17 protein-coding genes are annotated in these 22,624 nt (G+C 67.6%); 9 read left to right on the forward strand and 8 right to left on the reverse strand.

The genetic code is table 11. The annotated features are described in order from the left end of the window. Positions 1-325: 325 nt before the first annotated feature. Positions 326-2,950, reverse strand: coding sequence for a helicase-associated domain-containing protein (locus tag C6Y14_RS05420; RefSeq protein ID WP_107015345.1), 2,625 nt, complete (start codon positions 2,948-2,950; stop codon positions 326-328). 152 nt (positions 2,951-3,102) lie between these two features. Here C6Y14_RS05420 and C6Y14_RS05425 point away from each other — a divergent pair, with 152 nt between their 5' ends. Both C6Y14_RS05425 and C6Y14_RS05430 read left to right on the forward strand, forming a co-directional pair. After that, entirely contained in the window at positions 3,103-4,188 is a 1,086-nt protein-coding gene (locus tag C6Y14_RS05425; RefSeq protein ID WP_107015346.1) for a hypothetical protein, read from the forward strand. A gap of 166 nt (positions 4,189-4,354) precedes the next feature. Then, a complete protein-coding gene (locus tag C6Y14_RS05430) occupies positions 4,355-4,975 on the forward strand; it encodes an HAD family hydrolase (protein ID WP_107015347.1) in 621 nt (206 codons plus the stop codon). 4 nt (positions 4,976-4,979) lie between these two features. On the opposite strand, the gene C6Y14_RS05435 is transcribed toward C6Y14_RS05430, so the two are convergent. Next, positions 4,980-5,228 carry a hypothetical protein gene (locus C6Y14_RS05435; RefSeq protein WP_107015348.1) on the reverse strand — a complete coding sequence of 83 codons (249 nt, stop codon included), beginning with the start codon at positions 5,226-5,228 and terminating at the stop codon, positions 4,980-4,982. 255 nt (positions 5,229-5,483) lie between these two features. Between C6Y14_RS05435 and C6Y14_RS05440 the strand changes: the two genes are divergently transcribed. The 3 genes from C6Y14_RS05440 to C6Y14_RS43930 all read left to right on the forward strand — a co-directional run bounded on the left by C6Y14_RS05440 (position 5,484) and on the right by C6Y14_RS43930 (position 8,922). After that, complete coding sequence (locus C6Y14_RS05440) at positions 5,484-7,094, forward strand: recombinase family protein (protein ID WP_107015349.1); 1,611 nt, start codon at positions 5,484-5,486, stop codon at positions 7,092-7,094. An 840-nt stretch (positions 7,095-7,934) separates the two neighbouring features. After that, positions 7,935-8,267: a hypothetical protein gene (locus C6Y14_RS05450; RefSeq protein WP_225890918.1), complete on the forward strand. Its 333-nt coding sequence runs from the start codon at positions 7,935-7,937 to the stop codon at positions 8,265-8,267. A gap of 121 nt (positions 8,268-8,388) precedes the next feature. Further along, positions 8,389-8,922, forward strand: coding sequence for a hypothetical protein (locus C6Y14_RS43930; protein WP_159074174.1), 534 nt, complete (start codon positions 8,389-8,391; stop codon positions 8,920-8,922). Between the two features lie 628 nt (positions 8,923-9,550). Here the strand turns inward: C6Y14_RS43930 and C6Y14_RS43935 are convergent. Together C6Y14_RS43935 and C6Y14_RS43940 are read right to left on the reverse strand one after the other, a co-directional pair. Further along, positions 9,551-10,669: a helix-turn-helix domain-containing protein gene (locus C6Y14_RS43935; RefSeq protein ID WP_159074175.1), complete on the reverse strand. Its 1,119-nt coding sequence runs from the start codon at positions 10,667-10,669 to the stop codon at positions 9,551-9,553. A 479-nt stretch (positions 10,670-11,148) separates the two neighbouring features. Further along, positions 11,149-11,547, reverse strand: a complete 399-nt coding sequence (locus tag C6Y14_RS43940) for a hypothetical protein (protein ID WP_159074176.1) — start codon at positions 11,545-11,547, stop codon at positions 11,149-11,151. Positions 11,548-12,722: 1,175 nt separating this feature from the next. Between C6Y14_RS43940 and C6Y14_RS05455 the strand changes: the two genes are divergently transcribed. Then, on the forward strand, positions 12,723-13,277 hold the full coding sequence (locus C6Y14_RS05455; RefSeq protein WP_107015350.1) for a recombinase family protein: 555 nt from the start codon (positions 12,723-12,725) through the stop codon (positions 13,275-13,277). Positions 13,278-13,441: 164 nt separating this feature from the next. Further along, positions 13,442-13,825 carry a cold-shock protein gene (locus C6Y14_RS45675; protein WP_107015351.1) on the forward strand — a complete coding sequence of 128 codons (384 nt, stop codon included), beginning with the start codon at positions 13,442-13,444 and terminating at the stop codon, positions 13,823-13,825. A 147-nt stretch (positions 13,826-13,972) separates the two neighbouring features. Here C6Y14_RS45675 and C6Y14_RS05465 read toward each other — a convergent pair whose 3' ends face one another. The 4 genes from C6Y14_RS05465 to C6Y14_RS05480 form a co-directional block, all read right to left on the reverse strand. Further along, positions 13,973-14,878, reverse strand: a complete 906-nt coding sequence (locus tag C6Y14_RS05465) for a 1,4-dihydroxy-6-naphthoate synthase (protein ID WP_107015352.1) — start codon at positions 14,876-14,878, stop codon at positions 13,973-13,975. Continuing rightward, positions 14,862-15,542, reverse strand: a complete 681-nt coding sequence (locus tag C6Y14_RS05470) for a futalosine hydrolase (RefSeq protein ID WP_107015353.1) — start codon at positions 15,540-15,542, stop codon at positions 14,862-14,864. Before C6Y14_RS05470 ends, C6Y14_RS05465 begins: the two co-directional genes overlap by 17 nt. Positions 15,543-15,581: 39 nt before the next feature. Next, a complete protein-coding gene (locus tag C6Y14_RS05475; protein ID WP_107015354.1) occupies positions 15,582-16,070 on the reverse strand; it encodes a hypothetical protein in 489 nt (162 codons plus the stop codon). Between the two features lie 180 nt (positions 16,071-16,250). Further along, positions 16,251-17,672, reverse strand: coding sequence for an MFS transporter (locus tag C6Y14_RS05480; RefSeq protein WP_107015355.1), 1,422 nt, complete (start codon positions 17,670-17,672; stop codon positions 16,251-16,253). Between the two features lie 412 nt (positions 17,673-18,084). Between C6Y14_RS05480 and C6Y14_RS05485 the strand changes: the two genes are divergently transcribed. Both C6Y14_RS05485 and C6Y14_RS05490 read left to right on the forward strand, forming a co-directional pair. Further along, complete coding sequence (locus tag C6Y14_RS05485) at positions 18,085-19,008, forward strand: DUF3027 domain-containing protein (protein ID WP_107015356.1); 924 nt, start codon at positions 18,085-18,087, stop codon at positions 19,006-19,008. A 388-nt stretch (positions 19,009-19,396) separates the two neighbouring features. Next, positions 19,397-22,621 (forward strand): sacsin N-terminal ATP-binding-like domain-containing protein, encoded by a 3,225-nt coding sequence (locus C6Y14_RS05490; protein WP_107015357.1) that lies wholly within the window; start codon positions 19,397-19,399, stop codon positions 22,619-22,621. Positions 22,622-22,624: the final 3 nt, after the last annotated feature.

Consider the following 22,624-nt stretch of genomic DNA (forward strand, 5'->3'; position numbering starts at 1 on the left):
GCGGGGGCGGCTCAGAACGTCACGCCCCCGCCGAGATCGATGCCGATCGCCGCGGCCTGTGAGGCGAGTGCGCCGAGCAGTGCGGCGGTACCGATCAGGACGGTGGCGACACGACGGGCAGTACGCATGGGGTTCCCTCTTCTTCACATGAGTTCGGTGCGTGGGTTCGTTGCGTGAGCAGGACGCCCAGTGGCTGCCCAGCGGCCGGCGCGGGAATGCCGGAGAACCCACAAGGTCCCTCATGGGTGGGAAGTGTCCGGCGTGGCGCGCATGAACCACCGCCTACACCCGAACGAGTGAGAGGGAGTCCGGTGGGCGGGCGGACTCAGGCCTGTTCGTCCGCCAGCTCCGCCACGCCCGTCACCCGGTGCAGGGGATACGTCCGTACCTCGTCCGCGGTGTGGTCGTACGCCGTGACGAAACCGCCCTCCACCCGGACGGGGGCGATGACGCGCTGGCTGGCGGCGCCCTCGGCGTTCACGTAACCGATCCACAGGGTGCCGCCGGTGAGGACGGCGGCCTGCATGGTGGCGAGGGTCTCGGCGGAGGTGGTGCGCGGGAGCGTGCCGTTCCGTTCGGCGCCGGTGGATCCGGAGGAGGAGCCGGCGGAACCGGAGGCGGACGGCTTGCGCGGGGTCGTGGAGGCCAGGTCGCCCGCCCGGATGGCCCGGATCGCGGCACCCAGCAGGGTGGTGTCGGGGGACGGCGGGCCGTCGGGGACCGGCTCGGGCGCCGTGCGCGGGGGAGTGCGGTGCGCGAGCGCGCGGGTGATCAGCACATCGCCCTCGGCGGACTCGGCGGCCGGCGCGAAGCCCATGGCGCGCAGCCCTTCGAGGAGGGTGGCCGGGTCGGCCTGGGCGGCCAGCACCGTGGGCGCGAGACGGCGCAGCCGCAGCCCCTGCGCACGCTTGTCGGCGACGATCTCGTTCAGGACCGCGTCGTCGTCGCAGCGCACGTACGCCGACGCCGCGCCGATCCGCAGATGGCCGTGCCGGCGGGCCACGTCGTCGATCAGGTAGGCGAGCGGCTGCGGCACCGGCGTACGGGAGTGGGCGGTGAGGAACGCCTGCAGGTCGGAGGCCGAGCGGCCCGCGTCCAGGGCGCGGCGGACCGAACCGGGCGTGAAGCGGTAGACCGTCGCCCCGCCCTTCGACTCGACGTCCGCGAGGACGTCCAGCACATCGGCCAGCGGGCGGCGCAGCGGACCCGGGGCCACCGCTGTCAGGTCCGCCTGGAGGAGGACGTGATCGAGGGGTTCGGGCAGGAGCGGTGCCAGCAGCCGGCCGGCCAGGGCTGCGGCGGCGGCCACCTCGGCGGGGGTGCGGGGGTCCGGCGCGGGCACCGGATGGTGGAGATGCCGGTGATGGACGGGCAGCTTGTCGCCGGGCCCGGTGGCGGGCGCGGGGGCGGGTGCGCCGGGCGGCGCCCCCAAGAGCGCCCGTCCGTGCGCGGACAGCGCGCCCCTGCCGGTGATCCCCAGGGACTCGGCCTCGGTCAGCGTCCACCGGGCGATCCGCGACCGCAGATCGTCCGAGGAGGCGGCGCCGCGCAGGGCACGCTCCCAGTGCAGGCGGGCCACGAGGGCGTCGGGGGATGCGGAGCCGCCCTCGGGCAGCGCGGCGAGGAGCGAGAGGACCCGGTGCCGGACCTCGGGCGCCGCCGAGCGGTCGAGGCCGGGGCCCAGCGCCGCCAGCGTGCGCTCCTTGGTGTCGCGTCCGCCGACCACGCCCGCCGTACGGGTCGCCGACAGCCATGCCGTGGCCAGCCGGGTCCAGCGTTCGGCCGCCGGGAGCTCCAGCCACTCGTCGTAGGCGGGCGTCGCCGCGTACCGCTCGTCGGCCTCGCCGTCCGGGGCGAGCAGGCCCGCCGCGTAGGCGAGTTCGACCCAGAAGGCGGCGACCGGCTCGGGTACGTCGAGGGCCACGGCCGTCCGCTTCAGGTCGCGCACGCTCAGACCGCCCGCGCGCAGCGCCGACGGGCCGCCCTCGTCCCAGTCCTTCAGCAGTTCCTCGACGGTGGCGAGCGCCGTGTACGCCTGCCCGGCCGCCGTGCTGTCCACAACCTGTGGGCGGTGTACGGAGGTGGGCTCGACCGGCGGAGGAAGCGGTTCCGTCCGCTGGTGCGCCCGCCCCTCGCGCAGATGGAGGGCCACCTCGCGGGGCAGTACGACCGTGCCGGGCGCCGTCGGCAGCAGCAGTCCGCGGTCGAGGAGCCAGCGCAGCCGGGTCGCCGGATCGGCGGTCACCTGGCCGTACGGCGGCCCCCAGACCAGCCGCGAAAGGACTTCCAGGGAGTCCGGCGGGGCCGAGTCGAGCAGGTCGGACATCCGGGCGCGGTCGGTGAAGAGCCCGGTCAGCGACCCCACCGCGGACACCGCGTCGTGCGTCGTGGGCAGCCCGGCCGCCGTCAGGAGTTCCTGGATCCGGCCCGGGGACATGCCCGTGGTCGCCTCCGCGACCGTCGGGCCGAGCCCGGTCGGGGAGGGGTGCTGCGGCGAGGGCGCGAGCAGTTCGCGGGCCGTGCGCACCAGCCGGAGCCGGTCGTCCGAGCCCCACACCAGGGCCTGCTCACGCAGGACGGCCACGGCTCGCGGGAGCGCCTCGACGACCACCGGGTCGTGCGCGTCACCCGCCAGCAGGTCCTGGAGTGTGCCGTACGGCGCCGGTTCCGGGGCCACGGCCAGCGCCTCCGCGGTCTGCAGGGCGAACCGGTCCAGGCGCTCCAGGGCCCGGATCACGGAGGCCCGCGTACCGGCCCGGGTGGCCAGCTGGGTCAGGTCGGTCGGTACGGGCGTGATGAGGTCCGGGCGGGCCCGCAGCAGCGCGGACAGGGAGGAGTCGTCGCGGGCCCGCAGGTCCTCCGCGAGGGAACGAGGGTGTGCCCCGGCGGGGGCGGGCTCCTCTGTGGACGCCCCGCCGGGCTCCTCTGACGACTGCTCCTGGACGCTCATCCGATCCACGGTAGCGGGTGGGCCCCCGCCGCCGTTCCCGTTGGCGTCAGCCGCGGTCGTGCCGCGGCCGTGCCGGGGCCCGCCACCGGCGGCGGGCGCGGTACCGTCGGTCGCACGGGAAAACGCAACGTGGGCGCCCCGGAGGGGACTTCGTGGGGATCGAGAGCGACCAGCTCGTATTCGACTATCTGAGCCGGGTGGGCGACCTGGCCCAGCAGAGGCAGCTGCCGTCGGGGACGCGGATGCGGCTCGTGTCCGAGCTGCGGGGCGAGATCGACCGGCGCCGCACGAAAGCGACCCTCGACAGCCCGGCCGCCGTCCGCCGCATCCTGGATCGCATCGGCACCCCCGAGTCGGTGGTCGCGGCCGCCAACTCCCGTACCGACAGCGGCGCGGACACGGGTGCCGGTACGGACAAGGCCGCCGGTACGGACTCCGCCCCGCCGAAGCGGTCCGCCGTCCCCGCCCAGCGCGCACAGGAACCGGCGGCCCGGCCCAGGCGCCTGCGCCGCACGGTGCCCCGGCCGCGTGCCGCCGGCCCCGAGGTCGCCGCGTCGGAGTCGACCGGGATGGTCGGCTCCCCGCCCACCCCGCCGCACCTCGCCAGCACGGAGGAACTGGGCACGGGGCCCCAGCCCGACTGGTGGCGGGTGGAGAGCGGCCCGCTCGGGGCGACGGACAGCGTGCCGGGGTTCACGGGCGGCGTCGAGATCCCGGAAATGTTCAGGCCGCCGCCGGTCGACGAACCCGACAAGCTCGACAAATCCGGTAAGACGGTCGAATCCGAACCGAAGTCCGAGCCGACGTCCGGGGCGGCGGCGGAGGTCGTCGAGGTACCCGCACCCGCCGGGCGCGTACGCCGTCGCTTCGTACCCCGCCTGCGCCCCCTCGGCGGTGGCGGCGGCTGGTCCAACCCGCTCCTCCTGGTCGCCGCCGCCCTCCTGGTCGCCGGCGCGGTCATCGGCAACCTCGTCATGCTGGGCCTCGGCTGGCTCATCGCCTACCTCTCGCGCCGCCTGAGTCCCACCGAGGCGAAGTGGGCCGTCCTCGTCGTGCCCGGCCTCGTCGCCTCGGGGGGCATCGTCTGGATCTGGGGCCGTTCGGAGGGGCGGTGGGGTGCGCCGATCGCGCAGGACGAGATGAGCGACGCGATCGGCGAGACCTGGCCGTGGGTTCTGCGTGGCGCGGCTGTCGCTTCGGCGCTGTACCTGGTGTGGCGGTCGCAGCGCCGGAAGTGACGGGGCGCTCCCGTCCCGGGCGGGGCGTTTGTCGGGTGCGGGCCGGTGGGGGCTGGGCGCGCAGTTCCCCGCGCCCCCAGGAAAGGGGTGGCTGGGGTGGTTGTCGGGTGCGGGTGTGCTGTGGCTGGGCGCGCAGTTCCCCGCGCCCCTGAAAGCAGTGGGCACAATGGCTTATATGACTTCTCGTGTGTTGACTGTCGGGTTTGACCTCGACATGACCCTCATCGACTCCCGGCCCGGGATCCGGGCCTGTTACCAGGCGCTTTCCGTGCGGACGGGGACCTTCATCGACGCCGACCTCGCCGTCACCCGGCTCGGGCCGCCGCTCGCGGACGAGTTGGTCAACTGGTTTCCGGCCGAGGAGGTCGCGGCCATGGCGGACGTCTACCGGGAGATGTACCCCACCCACGCCATCGCCCCGACGCCCGCGATGGCCGGCGCCCGTGAGGCGATCGCGGCGGTACGGGCCGCCGGCGGCCGGGCGATCGTCGTCACCGCCAAGTACGAGCCGAACGCCAAGCTGCATCTCAGCCATCTCGGCATCGACGCCGACGCGGTCATCGGCGACCTGTGGGCCGAGCGCAAGGCGGAGGCCCTGCGCGAGTACGACGCGGGCGTCTACGTCGGCGACCACACCGGCGACGTACGCGGCGCCCGTACCGCCGGAGCGCTGTCCGTCGCGGTGGCCACCGGCCCGTGCGACGCGGAGGAACTGCGCGCGGCCGGCGCCGACGTGGTCCTCAAGGACCTGCTGGAGTTCCCGAATTGGCTGGCAGCCCACCAGTAGGGGCTCACAAACCTCCGCGTGCCTGCCGGCGGCCGTCGGCGATCGACCGGAACACCCCCGCTCCCGCGATGAGGAATCCGACGCCCATCAACATGCTCAGACCGAACATGTACGTAGGAAAGGGCGTCGTGTCGAGCAGCAGCGGGGCCACGGTGACCAGAGTGGCCACAGCTCCGACGAAGAACACGATGGCACCGGCACGGATGAGTCGTTCTCCGGCCGCGGCGGAATTCGGTTGGGTTTTGTCACGCACTCGACCAGGGTAGTTCCCTGCCCTGAGGAACAATCCGGCGACGTCTTGTCAGCAGCCGCCGGACCATTAGCCTTGGTACAGGCGGGTCCGACGACCCGCTGTAGTGCTGTACGGACCTGTTTCCCGAGCAGTTTCAGCCGAAGTCTTGAAGTCTTTCCGACGCAGTTTCCGACGAGTACGAGGACGAGGACAGACGTGCCTACCGGCAAGGTCAAGCCAGTTACCTAGGCACACAGACTCCGCTAGCCTCCCCTCATGACACCCGGTCTGCGCTACCTCGCCTGCCTGCGCCTCTCTGCCGACTCGGACGGCTCTACGTCCATCGAGTGGCAGCGTGGCGTCATCCGCCACTACGTGGCCGCTCCACACCTGTCCGGCATCCTGGTGGGCGAGGCAGAGGACACCGACGTCTCAGGCTCCATCTCTCCGTTCAAGCGTCCGCGACTCGGTAGGTGGCTCACGTCCCGCGCGGATGAGTTCGACGTGATCATTGCAGCCAAGATGGACAGGCTCACCCGTCGCTCGATGCACTTCAACGAACTCTTGGAATGGGCGCAGCAAAACGGCAAGTACATCGTTTGCGTGGAGGAGGGGTTCGATCTTTCCACCCCTCAGGGCAAGATGATGGCTCGTATGACTGCCGTCTTTGCTGAGGCTGAGTGGGACACGATCCAGGCACGCATCCTGAACGGCGTACAGAGCCGTCTGGAGAACCGTTCATGGCTTACAGGCGCTCCGCCTACCGGCTACCGCATCAAAGCCGTGGAAGGAGGCAAGAGGAAGGTTCTGGAGATTGACCAGGACTTCCACCCTCACGTGGAAGAGATCTTCTCTCGTGTCCGTGAGGGTCAGTCCACACACAGGATTGCCCGAGACTTCAACGGTCGTGGCGTACTCACGTGGGGAGACCACCTCAGGACGTTGAAGGGGGAGGAAGCCAAGGGGACACAGTGGCAGTCCACCATCATCAATAAGTTCATCCGCTCCTCATGGGTTCCCGGTATCTACGCCTATAAGGGTGAGGCTGTCTTGGATGATCAGGGAGAGCCGGTCATTCTCCCGGAAAAGCCTCTCGCGTCCATGGATGAATGGGCAGACCTTGTCGACAGGATCAAACCGGCACCCAAACCTGTAGGGGCGGAAATCCGTACAGGTGCAAAGAGTTTGCTTGCTGGTATTGCTCGGTGCGGTGAATGCGACGCGCCGGTTACCTCGCTGCTCGGCTCAGGTCACACCAGGAAGGACAACACGAAAGTTCCTGGTCACAGGTACTACCGCTGCTCCAACAAGTTCAAGGGAGGCGACTGTTCAACAGGTCTCTACGTCCGTGCTGACGTGCTCGATGCATGGGTTGACCAGCAGATTCGGGAGAGCGTAGGCACGTGGGAAATGTACGAGCGTGCCGGTACGGGACCTAGTCAGGCAAGGGAACTCCAGGAAGCAAAAGCACGACTGGATAACCTGGAAGCAATGTACATCGCAGGAGAGTACGACGGGGAGGGGCAGGAAGAGTCGTACATGCGAATGCACAAGGGTCTGTCGGCAAAGGTGGCTCTACTGGCTAAGCAGGAAGCGGACAGGGCTAACCCGGCTCTGAAAGCCACAGGTAAGAAGTACGGGGAAGTCTGGGAGTCGAAAGACCAGGAAGACCGTAGGGAATTCCTCCGTACCTATGGCGTAAAAGTCTGGGCTTGGGATAAGGGGACTGACGAGAAAGATAAGGGAATGGTTATGGATCTGGGAGATATTCAGACCATGGCAAATGAGTTGGCGCTTTCCCGCCCCGGAAAGAAGAAGATGACGAGGCTGGTCGTCAGTCACAATACAGATAAGCAATTGTGGAAGGCATTGGAGTACGCCAGGTAATTCACTGCAAAGAGAAAGGGCTCCGCTGAATAGCGGGGCCTTATTCTTTTTCTGAGTTGTTTGCGAATTCGGACCACCCCTACCTTTAATAGGTCGAATTCATTTAGGGGTGGTTCGGTCTTCCTCGTGCTCAGGACTGCCAAGGGGATAGGCAGTAGCCTTTCAGTGCTTGACCAGGGGTTTTCTCTAACCTTGACAGATCTCTGGTTGCTCTGTATCACGCGTGCGCGCCCGTTATTGCGCCCTAAGTAGGGCCTGTAAGGGTTGTTATAGGGAGTAGGTAATTCTCTCCCTAAAGGGGATAGGGGGTCTGGGGGAAGGGGGGTGATCTTGAGGGGCTTGGTGCTCTTCCGGTGGAGCGCTGACGATCCTCGTACCCCTGGAATCGCCGTACGGTCCCCTGAGGCTCTATTGGGGTCATGGACCGGGGGCTTGGGCGGCAGAGCGCTCCGGGACCGCCTGAGGGGCACTCAGGGCCGTTCGTGGGGGCGTGGAGCCTCAGAGGCTTAGTGGGGGAGCGTCCGTGACGTAGTTGCCCTGTCCGACTTCCAGGCGTAGCCACCCCTCGGCGCGGAGCGCTACGACCGCCTTCTGTGTAGTGGCTTGGGCCGTGCCGTACTCCGCTGCCAGTGCGACCGTTCCGGGGAAGCGCGCTCACCAGGTGACCACTCGCCAGCGCGCAACCGGCGGCGCAGGTCGTCGGCAATCTGCGGCCAGAGGTTCCGGGAGCGGTCAAGATCAGCCATACCGTCAGCCTCTGCGGTATCGCAGATCTCTGCTACCGCGCTTACGCGTAACCGCATAAGCTCAGCTCACACCGGTTGTGAGGAGCTGAGGACAGTGAACGACCGAGCAAGCGCACTGAACACGGACGGACGGAGTCACGTACGGCTCTTGCCCTGGAAGGGGCCGGAGGGGAAGCCAGCGCATCTGATCGCGGACAGCCCGTACTCTCCGCTTTCCCTCCTGGCGGACAGGGTCGAGAGCCAGCAGATCAACAACGCTGCGGTCATCGTGGAGTTGGCGCGGCCGATGGTGACTCCGGAAGCCAAGCTCACGGCGGATGAGCTGAGGTGGATTGCCGGACGGCTCATCGAGAGCCTGACAGAGGTTCTGAACGTCGCTGAGAGCCGCGCACAGAGAATCCCCGACCACGAGGAGCCGGGGGAGTAGGTCAATCACTCAGAGAGCCCTCAGACGCTTCGCACAAGCGGTCCGGGGGCTTCCTCATGCCCAACCGCAGAGGTTCCTCAAATCCGCATACTTCGGTACTGGCTACGGGCATTCTGAGTCTATGTCTACTGCTGAATGGGCTCTAGTTGTAGCTGTGGTCGCAGCTTTTGCCGCTGTAATGAATATGATCGCATCTTGGGCTACATATAGACGTGCATGCGCCCGTCCTCGAATGGTTCTGGAGCCGTGCGTCGAGCACTTGGATGGTGAGTTGGTGGTGGTCTGTAAGGTTCGTTTTGTAAGCAGCCGCCCGACTCCTGTCCTCATTGAGTCGCTGAGGGCAACACAGGAAAAGAACCACCTATCCACCGATAATGATATCGAGATGGAAATTGAGGGTGCTGATAAGAATGAACTTCCCGCATCTGACGCACTTGTGTGGAAGGTAGTGATTCGTGCCGGATCGATTGCACCTTTGGGGAATGTGCAGATGGTTGCTCGTCTTTTGGACGGCACTTATGTCGTCCCGGATGAATTTGATCAGATGCTGCTAGATGCGAAATTGGGAACCCTGGAACGGGAGTACCGGCTAAGCCGGATGACTGAGGATGAAAGGCAGGAAGTGTTGGGGAGGCCGCGTTCTCTTCTCATTTAGGTGTAAGAGGGCGCTCGGTTCCCTGTCGGAGCCGGGCGCTCTTCTGTTTCCAGAAGCGGAATGGGTCATTCTCGTTTGTCAGTGCTGGATGAGATGATGTAACTACCCCAAAGGAAGGGAGGTAGACAACATCAGTAGACCAATAAGTAAGCCAGCGAGGAAGTTGAAGGCGGGTGACCATCTGAGGCTCTGGAATGGGAAGACAGTAGAGATTCTGTCCATCGAGCCAGGGACGAACCAGTCAGGAACCAAGTGCTTGATTCTGACGCTGTACAAGGCAGGAAAGATGGCCGTCAAGACAGGGCGTGTCATGACGATGAATTATCCAGAGTAGTAACTACTCTGGGAAAAGCCGGTATCTCCGAAACTCGGAGGTATCGGCACTTCTGTTTTAGGGGGTAGACATGAGTAACTACTTCTAGTCCAGACACCTACGGAACTACCCAGAAAAGCAGGAGTCGCGTATAGAATTCCTTTGGAAAGCATATGTAGTAGCCTTTTCGATTATGAAAGAAAGGGAATTCCGTATCACGAGCCGGCCGAGGTATTCCATATTCAATGGAATAGCAATAGAGAAGTCCAGGGAATTCGCATCCCTGGACTTTCTCATTGGCGCTAATCACTTCCTCTATCCATTACCTCTGATTCTCTCGTAATTGGCCAGTCGGGCAATGCCCGCAGAGGTAGTAAGCGTGTGGTCGTGCGTCTTGCGAATTACCTTCTGTGCTTGCTCGATCTTCTCTCTATCCTTGCGTGCCTGGTCTCTGACAAGCATCGCCTTGAGTAGACGTGCGTTGTAGTCCTCATCGGACTCCCCGGCCCGCCTGAGAGGCTTCCAGACGTCCTCTGAAGGCTTCTGGGGAGTCTCAGGCTCCGATGCCTCAGGCTCTGCGCCAGAGGCGCGTACAGAGGCATTGCGAGGTGCGGGTACTCGATCAATTCTCTTCTTGGGAGTGAAGGAGTAACCACGCTTCTTAGTTGCACCAGAGGGAGGAGACGCGTGAGCGTCGACTACGTCACCAGCGGAAGAGATAGGAGCGGCGAAGCCGTGACTTTCGTCAGCCAAGGTAGAGGAGCCAACTTCCTCAAGAGCTTCGTTAGCTAGTCCACCAAGGGGAGGAGTCATAGTCTCTGCCAAGGGTTTTCCCTGGTTCTCCTCTGGTAGCTCTTCGGAGCGCAGCTCCGTACTTGTACCTGTTTCATGTGGAGCTATTTCAATGGAGCTATTTACAGTGCGGTTTTCCTCACTTGAGGTTGTGCGGTTTTCCGCGTTAGGGGTAGGGAGGTTTTCCGCACTACCTCTCTTGGCTGCCTTCTTACCTATTACTACTAGCTGAGTGAAGGTGTTGACCTTGTTGAGGGCTTGGTACCAGGAAGGGAACTGGACTGCATAGACGTTGTTGATTCCCTTGCTGGTCTTGCGGTGAACAATTTTGACGTAGCCCTTTAGATCTAGGCTGGTAACGGTCTCCTGCGCCTGTCTCTTGCTGCGGTTGGTCTCGTTACCGATTGTTTCGATAGAGGGGAAGGCGATACGGCACCAATCGCGGTTCTTCGCGTTGTAAAGCTCCGGGTTCGGGTTACCTGCCTTGTCGTGAAGGTAGCTGAGTACGCGATATTCGGCGTCCGACAGGTTTGAGTCCTGCGCCATCTTCTTAGGGACGATCACAAAGCTTCCGTCGCGGTTCTCGTAGCCTGGTCGTGTGTCCGTGAACTCGATGAGTTCCCTTCCGACTGTGTCTGTCATTCCTGGTATCCTTTATATAGTTCTGGAAAGCTGAGTCCATCGACTCGGCCCTTTTTCTGGACGGTTCGCCGTTCGACTGTTTCAACATTGGCAATCTCTCGCATGGGTTTGGGTTCGATTGCTGATTCTGGTTCATGATTCGGTACGCTTCTTGGTTCTTTCGCGCGTCGCTCCTCCGAGGCCCCGCTAGTTCATTGCGAACTAGCGGGGCTTTGTCGTTGCGTTGGACAGTTCTTGCCTTTAATGGAACTCTAAGCCGTACCGGGTGTTCCTATTCTTGAAGAGAACTCCTGATGAGTTCTCGCGAGAACTCTGAACCGGCGCAGAATAGAAACCGGCTGTTTGGAGTTCTTTGATGATTGCCTCGTAGCCGTCTCCGAATTCTTCCAAGAACTCATCTCGCCTCATCAGTTCGCCGGTTCTGTCGAGTTCGGAGTACACGGCTTGCGCCGGAAAGCTCAGTTCACTTGGGTCTTTCATCACCTGTCCACTAGATAGAGGTGGCTGGAACGCATTCCCATGAAACCGGGAGCGTTCTGCACCTCGTATACCTTGCCCTGGGATTTGAGATCATCAAGTACCTGCCGGAATAGCCCTGGAGCAGCGTCAGGCAACATCTGTGAGACATCGCTAGCGACGGTGTCAGTGTCGGCCATCTCTCCCTTAACTGTGTAGGTCTGGATGACTGAGGTAATTGCAGGAGCTGCGTATTTCAGTGCCTGTTCTCTTTGGTACCGATCAATCATTGCGCGCTGCGCAGAAACTCTTGCTGCCTCTTCTTCTGATTTCTTGGCCTCACGCTCCGGCGCGGTGGCTACATAGTTCGCCCACCAATTCCCTTCCTGTGTTCCGCTGCTGAATGCGTTGGTGTTCACCATAGTGTTGACTCCTCTGTGTCTTTCCTGATCAATTTGTAGCAATGTGGCTTAACGGTGCGGTTCACTCGCAGCCACCCGTGACGCTCTAGTTGACTTACTGCTTCTCTGAGGTCTGTTCGGTTCTTTCCTGCCCCGATGGCTTTGGCCAGGTGCTCTTGTGTGAGCCGTCTGGGATCTCCGCCGTACGCCTTGATATAGATCCAAAGGAACTGTGCGCGGGGTCCAATCAAGGTGTCATTGAGTAGGTAGACCGGGGTCTCTACTGTCTGCTCTTCCATCCTCTTCCTTTCTGCAAGTCGTTAGTGTGCCTCTGGTCATAGCCAGCCAGATTCCTCTAGCTCCCGTACGCACTCGTCCAGGGATACGTTCGGAGCCTGTCTCAGCTTGAACAGCGCATCACTGAGCGAATCGTCTTTCAGTGGTAGTCCGGCGCGATAGGCCATGTACGTGAGCTTGGCCGGTAGTGATACGGATGCGTGCCAGATAGGCAACGTGCTCGTATTCATTAATCTCTCCAGGGGGTCAGTCGGTTATTTCTCTCCGTCTGCCGCACCCTTCTAGATCTAATTATGGCAGATACGCATTCAATGTTGGTGAGGCCAGGAGTGGCCCGGGATGGCAAAAAGCCCTAGCAATCACTATCGGTAATTGCTAGGGCTCAGTTGGTTGCGCTGCGTAAAACTCGCTTATCCGGCTTGGGGGATTGATCTGCGCCCCGAGCCATTGACATAAGCGGGAAGGATCTTCCCCGACAGGGCTCCCTGGGCGAACGCCGCGCTGCGCCCCTCCATCCCTCCTGCCAGTTGGCGCAGTGCGCCCCTGATGTTCTGCACCCCTTCCTCGCTGCGCGCTGCCGTCTCGGCTCCCAATCGGTCTACCGCGTCCATGTCGATGGGTGCGCCTGGCCCTAGTTCCGTGTCTGTCTCCTCTGGTCTCTCTCGTCTGTCCGGTTCCCTCGCTCCTCACATCTATTGTCTCAAGCTTTGTAGCAAGCTTGCGCCTGGCGACCGCGTCTCAGAAACGGTCGATTGCGGGACTGTCCGGCGAGACGCCTCCCGGACCCCGTATCGGCGTTCAAAACCCGTCTCATAACCTCTCTCGATGCCTTGATGTTTTGAGACGGGTTATGAGACACTTTCTGTGTCGGCAGGGAACATCAGGGAGGGGAACGGATCATGGCGGTCATCGGATACAAGCGGGTCAGCGCCAAGGCTCAGCATGCTCAGCTTCAGGAGGACGCTCTGAGCGCGGCCGGTTGCTCCAAGGTCTACGAGGACAAGGCGTCCGGGAAGAACGCGGAGCGCCCTGGTCTGCTCGCTGCTCTCGACTACATGAGGGAAGGCGACACCCTCTGTGTGTGGAAGCTTGACCGGTTGGGCCGCTCAACTAAGGACGTGCTGACGACTGCTGAGGTCTTGCACGCCCATGGAATCGCGCTCCGCATTCTTACGGGAACTCTCTCCGGTACCTACTCGCCGAAGGGGGAGGGGAAGTTCTTCTTCACGATGATGGCTGCCTTTGCTGAGTTGGAGCGAGACATGATCATTGAGCGCACGCACGCCGGACTGGCGGCAGCCAAGGCGCAGGGGCGTGTGGGTGGGCGCCCGTCCGTCATCACTGAGGACGTGCTGACTGTCGCCAAGGCTCGTAAAGCCAAGGGGGAGAGCATCACTGCCATTGCCAAGGCGCTTGAAGTCTCCCGCGCGACGCTCTACCGGCACATCGGGTAGCCCCAACGGTCCCTCTGCGCCCCTGCCTTCACTAGGTGGGGGCTCAGTCTTGTTTTCAGGCGTGATTAAGCCCGTGTGTCGGTGGGGAGAGCCTCGGTAGGCTGTTCAGCGGCATTCTGACAAGCGTCCGGCCCCGTCCGGGACCGATCGAGGGAGCGTGTGCTTTGCCGACTGGCAAGGTCAAGTGGTTCAACAGCGAGAAGGGCTTCGGCTTTCTCTCCCGCGACGACGGCGGCGACGTCTTCGTTCATTCCTCGGTCCTGCCCGCCGGAGTCGATGTTCTCAAGCCGGGGCAGCGGGTGGAGTTCGGTGTGGTCGCCGGACAGCGCGGTGACCAGGCGCTCTCGGTGACGCTCCTGGACCCCACGCCCTCGGTCGCGGCCGCCCAGCGCCGCAAGCCCGACGAACTGGCCTCCATCGTCCAGGATTTGACGACCCTCCTGGAAAACATCACCCCGATGCTGGAACGAGGCCGCTACCCCGACAAGGCCTCAGGCGCAAAGATCGCGGGCCTGTTGCGCGCGGTGGCGGACCAGTTGGACGTATAGCCGACCTGGTATCCAACGGGTACCGGCCCGGGCTGCGCCCTCATGGGCGCAGCCCGCATGAGGGGCGCGGGGAACTGCGCGACCAGCCCCCACCGGACCCGCACCCGCACCCGCACCCGCACTCCGCGCCCCCTACGCCCCATCCCGCTAGGGAAAGTCCAGCGCCCCCGGGGCGAGCGCGGGCACAAGACCTTCCGCCGCCGCCCGCGTGAGAAGGCCCCGGACCGCCGCGTACCCGTCCTCGCCGAGGTCCGCCGTGAACTCGTTGACGTACAGCCCGATGTGCTGATCGGCCACCGCCGCGTCCATCTCCTGCGCATGCTCCATCACATACGCCCGCGAGGCCTCGGGATCGTCCCAGGCGGCCCGCACGGACGCCCGTGCGGACTCGGCGAGCAGCCCCAGAGTGGCCTCGCCCAGCGCCCGCCGGGCGATGATCGCGCCCAGCGGGATCGGCAGCCCCGTCGTCCGCTCCCAGTGCTCACCCATGTCCGCGAGCTTGTGCAGACCGTAGTTCTGGTACGTGAAACGGGCCTCGTGGATGACCAGTCCGGCGTCCACCTTCCCGTCCCGTACCGCGGGCATGATCTCGTGGAACGGCATGACGACGATCTCGCCGACCCCGCCGGGAACCGTGTCCGCGGCCCACAGGCGGAACAGCATGTACGCGGTCGACCGCTCGCTCGGCACGGCGACCGTGCGGCCGGTGAGGTCCACGCCCGCCTCCCGGGTGAGGACCAGCGGCCCGCAGCCCCGCCCCAGAGCGCCCCCGCAGGGCAGCAGGGCCCATTCGTCCAGGACGTACGGCAGGACGGCGTACGACACCTTCAGGACGTCGAACTCGCCGCGCTCGGCCATGCCGTTGGTGATGTCGATGTCGGCGAAGGTCACGTCCAGCGCGGGCGCCCCCGGGATCCGGCCGTGCGCCCAGGCGTCGAAGACGAAGGTGTCGTTCGGACAGGGCGAGTACGCGATCTTCAGCGGCTGCGTCTCGGAGGACTGCGAGGGCTGCGTGGGCTGAGGCGTCTGCGAGGGCTCAGTGGGTGAGGTCATGTGGGTTCCAACTCTCCAGTACGGGCGCAAGCTTCCCGAAGGCCCCGGTGAGTGCCGCGAGGGCCTCGCCGATCCGCCAGGCGGCGCGGTCCCGGGGGCCCACGGGATTGGACACGGCACGGATCTCCAGGACGGGGACGCCGTGCGCCGCGGCGGCCTCCGCCACCCCGAAGCCCTCCATGGCCTCGGCGAGCGCGCGCGGGTGGCGCCGGCGCAGTTCCACCGCGCGCGCGGCGCTGCCGGTCACCGTGCTGACGGTCAGGACGGACCCCTGACGTGCTCCGGTGACGGCCGCGATCTCTCGTACGAGTGAATTCGGTGGCCGGTGCGTGACGGTTCCGAACCCCAGTTCGGTGACCGGGACGAACCCGTCGGCGGTTTCGGCGCCGAGGTCCGCGACCGTGATCTCGTCGGCGAGGACGAGCGAGCCGACGGGCGCGTCGGGCTGGAACCCGCCCCCGATACCGGCGGAGACGACCAGGTCGTACGGCTCACCGCCCAGCGCGGCCGCGGTGAGCGCGGCGGCGGTCGACGCTGCGGCGGCGGCCGGTCCCACGCCACCGGCGAGAGGACGGAGTACCGACGACGCCGGTGCCGACGCAGTGAACGCCGCCGCCACCGCGTCCCGTTCGGCGGGGACGGCGGTGGTTACGAGGACACGCATGAGCGGCGCTCCATGGGAACCGGGCGGCTCAGCGGCGGCTCAGGCGTCCGCGTTCTCAAGCTTGAAGTTCCAGACACCCTGGACCTGCGTACCGGCCTTGTTCTGCTGGACGACGCTGATGTAGATCGTCTTCGGGGCGGCCTGGCCCGACTGCTCGGCGAAGAGGTCGACGCCCTCGAAGGCGTAGTACGTCTTCTTGAAGGGGGAAGTGACCTGCTGGCCGTTGAGCCACAGGGCCCAGCCCTCGTCGGCGATCTCCGGGTCGACACCGATGCGCAGCGTCTCACCCTGCGAGACGCTGATCGTGTCGGAGGACTTCTTGAGGGCGCACTTGGTCGCTTCCTCCTTGCCGATGGTCTTGCCGTCCTCGTAGCACTCGGCCTCGACGCTGACCGAATTCTTGCCGACCGTGACGGTGGCCATCGGCGTCGGCTTGTCGCAGGCGGACAGCACGAGAAGTCCGGCGGAAACGGCACTTGCGGCGGCGACGGCGCGGCGACGGCGCGCAAGGGGACGCTGGGAGCTCATGGGCGAAGGTTATCGGGCGGGTCGCGCGGCCCGGCTACGTGGGTGGGCTACGCGGCGTGCCGCGGGCCCGGATCACTCCGGTGAGCAGGGGACGGCCGGGTACGGATCGGACGGCGGCCGGGTACGGATCGGAGGGCGACCGGGGGCGGATCGGAGGGCGGCCGGTGAGGACCGGACGGCTCAGGCCAGGTGTGCGTGCTGGCGGCCGCCGTGCCGGGCCGCGCTCAGCAGCCCGCGGACCGTGGTGAGCCAGCCGAGCGCGATGATCCCGGACGCCACCGCCATCCCGAGCGTGCCGATGAGCGGCAGCGCGATACCGATCGCCCCGCCGACCACCCAGGCCATCTGGAGGAGTGTCTCCGAGCGTGCGAACGCCGACGTCCGCACCAGTTCCGGTACGTCCCGCTGGATCAGTGCGTCCAGGGACAGCTTGGACAGCGCCTGGGCGAACCCGGCGAACGCGGCGAGCACCGCCACCAGGAGCACCCCGAAGAACACCGCCGCCGTGATCGCCACCCCGAGCACCACCGCGACCACGGTGACGATGATCAGCTCCGGCGCCCGGGATCTCAGGGCCGCCCCGACCGTCGTACCGAGCGCGTTGCCCACGCCCGCCGACACGCCCACGACGGTCAGTGAGACCGCCGCGCTGGCGCCCGCGAGGGGGTGTTCGCGCAGCAGGAACGCCAGGAAGAAGATCAGGAACCCGGAGAGGCCGCGCAGCGCGGCGTTCGCGGCGAGCGCGTGCGTGACCGCCGTACCGACCGTGCGCAGGCCCGGACGCTTGGGCTGTTTGAGGTGCGGGCCGTGCAGATGCTGCTCGTCCGCGGCGAGCAGGGCCTTGTCCTCGCCCTTGGCCGAGTCGACCTTGTGCGGCAGGGAGAACGACAGGAACGTACCCGCCACGAAGATCAGGAAGGCGCCGTAGAGCGGATAGCGGGGGCCGAGGGCCTGGAGGCCCGCGCCGATCGGGGCCGCCACGCCCGTCGCCAGCAGGCCGCCGAGCGTGACCCGTGAGTTCGCCTTGACCAGGGAGAACGCGGGTGGCAGGAGCCGGGGCACCACGGCGCTTCTGACCACGCCGTACGCCTTCGAGGCCACCAGGACGCCGAGGGCCGCCGGGTACAGCTCGATGCTGCCCGTGACGACCGCGCCCGACAGCAGCAGGGCCATGAACGCGCGCGCCATGAACGCGCCCGCCATCGCGGCGCGCCGGCCGTGCGGGAGGCGGTCCAGGAGGGGGCCGATGACCGGGGCCAGCAGCGTGAACGGGGCCATCGTGATCGCCAGGTAGAGCGCGACACGGCCGCGGGCCTCGTCCGTCGGGACCGAGAAGAACACCGTCGAGGCGAGCGCGACCGTGATCAGCATGTCGCCGGCGCCGTTCACCCCGTGCAGTTCGATCAGTTTGCCGAGGCCCGACTCGCCCGCGCCGTGCGCGTGAGTCGCTTTTCTGATGCCTCTCGCCGTACCGCTGAACGGCAGGTGCAGGGCATGCCCGACGGAACGGACGGCCCCGCGCACCGGGCCCGATCCGCTCTTGCGTCCTGCCCCGGCCTCACCGATTCCGGTGGCGCCTTGGGGCGTCCTTGCGGCTGCCACTCCGCAATAGTGCCCCGAGTTTGGCGGAAGTAGCGCAGTTACCGCCCGTATAGCGGCTGAGTGGGCGCGGTGGACGGGGTGCCGGACATGCGCGAAGAGCGCTCTGCGCACCGGCCGCGAGCGCCCCGCGCACCCGGTTGGAGCGTCCCGTGCACCCGGTCGGGGAGACGGCGCGACAGCATGAAGGCAACGCCGGTGTAGGCCCAGCGCCCACGAGACGGTAGCGTGCGTAGCGCGCCCGCGGCGGTTGTTCTCGGCCGCGCGCCTCTCGGTCATCCCGCAGAATGGATGACGTAGGTGCGCCCGAGTGCGATCGGGCGCGGACGTCGACGCGGCCCTCCGGTCCGCTCCGTCCGCACCCCCGTCGAGGGATGGCGCACTCGTGAGACGGCGTAGGAGAGAAGCGATACCTGTGAGCGCGACAACGCGAAGCCGAACCCCCGACCGTCTGTGTGCCGAGGCCGTGGACCTCGCCCGGGCCGCCGCCGAGGAGGCCGCCGCTCCCGGCGTGGTGGGGGAGCACGCGGGACTGGTCAGCGAAGGGGACCGCGTCGTCACGCACTTCTTCGAGTGCAAGGAGATGGGCTACCGCGGGTGGCGCTGGGCCGTGACGGTGGCCCGGGCCTCCCGGGCGAAGGTCGTCACCCTCGACGAGACCGTGCTGCTGCCCGGCACCGACGCCCTGCTGGCACCCGAGTGGGTGCCGTGGAGCGAGCGGCTCCGGCCGGGGGACATGGGTCCCGGGGACCTGCTGCCCACGGACGCGGAGGACCTGCGTCTGGAACCCGGCTACTCCGGCGAGGACGAGCCCGCTCCGAACGCGCCGATCTCCGAGGAGATGGCCCAGCTCGCCGAGGCGGAGGACGCCGAGATCACGCCGCAGGCGCCGGCCGCGCTGCCGCTCGTGCCCTCGCGCGGCTCGATCGCGTCCGTGGCCGAGGAACTGGGGATGCGGCGGGCTCGCGTGCTGTCCCGGTACGGGCTGCATGTCGCGGCCGACCGTTGGGAGGAGTCGTACGGGGCGAAGACCGCGATGGCTCAGGCCGCTCCCGCGACGTGCGTCAGCTGTGGGTTCCTGAATCCTGTGGGCGGGTCGCTCGGGCAGGCGTTCGGTCTGTGCGCGAATGAGTTCTCGCCGGCGGACGGGCGAGTCGTGTCGCTCTCGTACGGATGTGGTGGGCATTCGGAGGCGGCGGTCATGCCTGCGCCTGCGCGGCCTGCGCCGCCGGTGATCGATGAGACCCGGGTGGATCCGTTCCCGCTTCGGCCTTCGCCCGACTCGGGGTCGGTGCCGGTGGGGCCGGACGGGTCGGCATCGGAGTACGGCCACAGCTAGCCTGCGGCTCGCGCTTGCCTGATCGCGCGCCCCCTCCCCCCCTTCAAGCCAAAAGATTGCGCAGTTCCCCGCGCCCCTTGGGGTGGCTGCGCCCGGCTGTGATGTGCGGGTTGTGTGTGGCCGGCCGCGCAGTTCCCCGCGCCCCTTAGGGGCTCGGCTGCGCCTTCGCCCCCTCGGGCCCCCAGGGGCGCGGGGAACGGCGCAATCTTTTGGCTTTGGCTTTTAAGGGGCGCGGGGAACGGCGCGGCCGGCCCCCACCCACCCGCACCCACCCACGCGGCGGAGCCACCCCTTCCAGCCCTGGCCCCCTGCCAAGGGACCCGCGCGGTACCTTCTTGCCGCGGCCGGCCGATGCGCGCGGGCGTACGACGATGAGGGAGTGTCAAGCGTGAGCAACTTCGTGCGGCCGGCTGCCGAGGGCGCGGATCCGTTCGGGACGGCCCGGCTGCGACGCGGGGTGCTGGACGCCTGGGCGACCAGCCCGGCACGGTTCCGCGAGGACGCCAACTCCGAGGAGGACCTCGTCCTCGGCGGCTACCGCGACCGCCTCGTCGTGGAGCTCGCCCAGAACGCCTCCGACGCCGCCTCCCGCGCAGGCGTCCCCGGCCGCCTGCGCCTGACCCTGCGCGACGGAGTACTCGCCGCCGCCAACACGGGCGCCCCCCTGGACGCCACCGGCGTCGAATCCCTCTCCACCCTGCGTGCCTCCGCCAAGCGCGACGACAGCGACAGCGCGGTCGGCCGTTTCGGCGTCGGCTTCGCGGCCGTCCTCGCCGTGACCGACGAACCCGCCCTGCTGGGCCGCCACGGCGGCGTCCGCTGGTCCCTCGTCGAGGCCCGCGACCTCGCCACCGACATCGCCCGCCACAGCCCCGGCCTCGGCGACGAACTGCGCCGCCGCGACGGCCACGTACCCCTGCTGCGGCTGCCGTTCGCGGCCGAGGGTTCCGCGCCGGACCCGTACGACAGTGTCGTGGTCCTGCCGTTGCGGGACCCGGCGGCGGAGGATCTCGCGGAGCGGCTGCTCGACGGGATCGACGACGCCCTGCTGTTGGCCCTGCCCGGCCTTGAGGAAGTGGTCGTCGAGACCGGGGACGGCCGCGTCCGGACGATCCGGCGCCGCGTCGAGGGCGGGAGCGAGGGCGGCGGTGACGTGGTCGTCGAGGACTCCCGCGACGGTACGACCCGCTGGCGCACCGTCTCCGCGCACGGGTCCCTGGAGCCCGCCCTGCTCGCCGACCGGCCCGTCGAGGAACGCCTGCGCCCCCACTGGTCGGTCACCTGGGCCGTCCCGGTCGACGCCGACGGCACCCCGGGCCGCCCTCGCACCGGCCCTGTCGTGCACGCGCCCACCCCCAGTGACGAACCTCTCGGCGTACCCGCGCTGCTCATCGCCTCGCTGCCGCTCGACACCACCCGCCGCCACGCGGCTCCCGGCCCGCTGACCGACTTCCTGGTGCAGCGCGCGGCGGAGGCGTACGTCGCACTGCTCGCCGCCTGGCGGCCCGTGACCGCGGGGATCATCGACCTGGTGCCCGGCCCGCTCGGCAAGGGCGAACTGGACGGGTCCCTGCGGCAGGCGATCCTGGACCGCCTGCCGCGTACGGCGTTCCTGCCGCCCGCGGTCGAACCGGCAGCCGGGACCGGTGGCGACGAACTCGACGCCGACGCCGACGCCGACGCCGACGCCGACGCCGACGCCGACGCCGACGCCGACGTCGCCGACGACTCCGGTCTGCCCGAAGCCCTGCGGCCCCGCGACGCCGAGGTGGTGGAGGGGGCGGGCGCCGACACCGTACGGGTCCTCGCGGAGGTGCTGCCCAGCCTGCTGCCCGCCGGGCTCGAACGGCGGGCGGAACTGCGCACCCTGGGGGTCGCGCGGGTCCCGCTGGCCGAGGCGGTCGACCGGCTCGCGGGCCTGGAGAAGGCCCCCGAGTGGTGGCGGCGCCTGTACGACAGCCTCGCCGGGGTCGACCCGGACCGCCTCTCCGGGCTGCCCGTGCCGCTGGCCGACGGCCGGACGACGATCGGCCCCCGCCAGATCCTGCTGCCCACCGCCGAAGGCGCCCAGGCCGCGCCCGACGCCCTCGCCCGGCTCGGTCTCAAGGTCGCCCATCCGGACGCCGTGCATCCGCTTCTGGAGAAGCTGGGCGCCCTGCCCGCCACCGCGCGGGCCGTCCTGACCACCCCGCAGGTCCGCGCCGCCGTCGCCGGCTCCCTAGACGACGACCGGGGCGCCTGGGACGACGACACCACCCCGGACGCCGAGGAACTGGCCGACACCGTCCTCGCGCTCGTCCGGGACGCCGACCTCGAACCCGGCGACGAACCCTGGCTCGGCGCCCTCGCGCTCCCCGACGACGAGGGCGAACTCGTCCCGGCCGGCGAACTCGTCCTGCCCGGCAGTCCCTTCGCCCAGGTGATGCGCGAGGACGAACTCGCCTCCGTCGACCCCGAACTCGCCGAACGCTGGGGCGAACAGCCCCTCGCCGCCTGTGGGGTCATGGCCAACTTCACGCTCGTACGGGCCACGGACGTCGTCCTCGACCCCGACGAACTGGAGCCGAAGGACGGCGACTTCGCCGAACCCGACGACGCCGGGCTGCTCGACGCCGTGGACGTGTGGTGCGAGGACGCCCTGGACGGGCTGCCCGACTCCCCCGTGCCGCCCGTCGCCACCGAGATCGTCGCCGTGCGCGACCTCGACCTCGTGGACGACGACCGCTGGCCCGAGGCCCTCGCCCTGCTCTCCCGCCCGCCGCTGCGGGACGCCCTCACCCAGCCGGTCCGCGTCCTGCTGCCGGACGGGACGCACGAGATCATCCGCTCGTACACCGCCTGGTGGCTGCGCGGGCACCCCGTCCTCGACGGCCGCCGCCCGGCCGGCCTGCGCGCCGAGGGCGGCGACCCGCTCCTGCACGGCCTGTACGACGCCGCCGACGCGGCCGGTTTCGACGACGAGCAGGTGCTGCGTGCCCTCGGCGTCCGTACGTCCGTGGCCGCGCTGCTTGCCGAACCGGGCGGCGGCGCCGAACTGCTCGACCGGCTCGCCGACCCCGACCGCGAGGTCTCCGCGGCCCAACTGCACGCCCTGTACGGCGCGCTGGCGGACCTCGACCCCGACCAGGTGACCCTGCCGGACGAGGTGCGGGCCGTGGTCGACGGCGAGGTGCGGGTCGTGGACGCGGCCGACGCCGTGGTCGTCGACTCGCCCGATCTGCTGCCCTTCACCGCGGGCACGCCCCTGCTCCCGGTACGCCCCGCGCGCGCCGCCGACCTCGCCGAGCTGTTCCAGGTCCGGCGCCTCAGCGAGTCCGTCACCGGCGAGGTGACCAGCGAGGGCGCGGAACACGACGTACCGGAGTCCGTACGGGTTCTGCTGGGCCCGTCGACCCCCGCGACCTATGTCGAGCACGAGGAACTGGTCGTCGACGGCATCGAACTCGACTGGCGCCGCACCCGTGACGGCGTGCTGCACGCGTCCACGCTGGAGGGTGTGGCCGCCGCGCTCGCGTGGGCGGCCGGGCAGTGGCCCCGCCGTTTCGAGGTCGCCGCCCTCCTTGAGGACCCGTCCAGGACCGAGGAACTGGAGCGCGACCGCTGGTTCGACTGAGGG

The sequence above is a fragment of the Streptomyces dioscori genome, from assembly GCF_003024195.1.
In the GTDB taxonomy this organism is placed as follows: Bacteria; Actinomycetota; Actinomycetes; order Streptomycetales; family Streptomycetaceae; genus Streptomyces; species Streptomyces dioscori.

Excerpts from the sequence above, each read along its gene's own strand:
- C6Y14_RS05420 (WP_107015345.1), bottom strand. The coding sequence starts at position 2,950 with ATGAGCGTCCAGGAGCAGTCGTCAGAGGAGCCCGGCGGGGCGTCCACA.
- C6Y14_RS05430 (WP_107015347.1), top strand. The coding sequence starts at position 4,355 with ATGGCTTATATGACTTCTCGTGTGTTGACTGTCGGGTTTGACCTCGAC.
- C6Y14_RS05440 (WP_107015349.1), top strand. The coding sequence starts at position 5,484 with ATGACACCCGGTCTGCGCTACCTCGCCTGCCTGCGCCTCTCTGCCGAC.
- C6Y14_RS43930 (WP_159074174.1), top strand. The coding sequence starts at position 8,389 with ATGTCTACTGCTGAATGGGCTCTAGTTGTAGCTGTGGTCGCAGCTTTT.
- C6Y14_RS43935 (WP_159074175.1), bottom strand. The coding sequence starts at position 10,669 with ATGACAGACACAGTCGGAAGGGAACTCATCGAGTTCACGGACACACGA.
- C6Y14_RS43940 (WP_159074176.1), bottom strand. The coding sequence starts at position 11,547 with ATGGTGAACACCAACGCATTCAGCAGCGGAACACAGGAAGGGAATTGG.
- C6Y14_RS05455 (WP_107015350.1), top strand. The coding sequence starts at position 12,723 with ATGGCGGTCATCGGATACAAGCGGGTCAGCGCCAAGGCTCAGCATGCT.
- C6Y14_RS05465 (WP_107015352.1), bottom strand. The coding sequence starts at position 14,878 with ATGACCTCACCCACTGAGCCCTCGCAGACGCCTCAGCCCACGCAGCCC.
- C6Y14_RS05470 (WP_107015353.1), bottom strand. The coding sequence starts at position 15,542 with ATGCGTGTCCTCGTAACCACCGCCGTCCCCGCCGAACGGGACGCGGTG.
- C6Y14_RS05475 (WP_107015354.1), bottom strand. The coding sequence starts at position 16,070 with ATGAGCTCCCAGCGTCCCCTTGCGCGCCGTCGCCGCGCCGTCGCCGCC.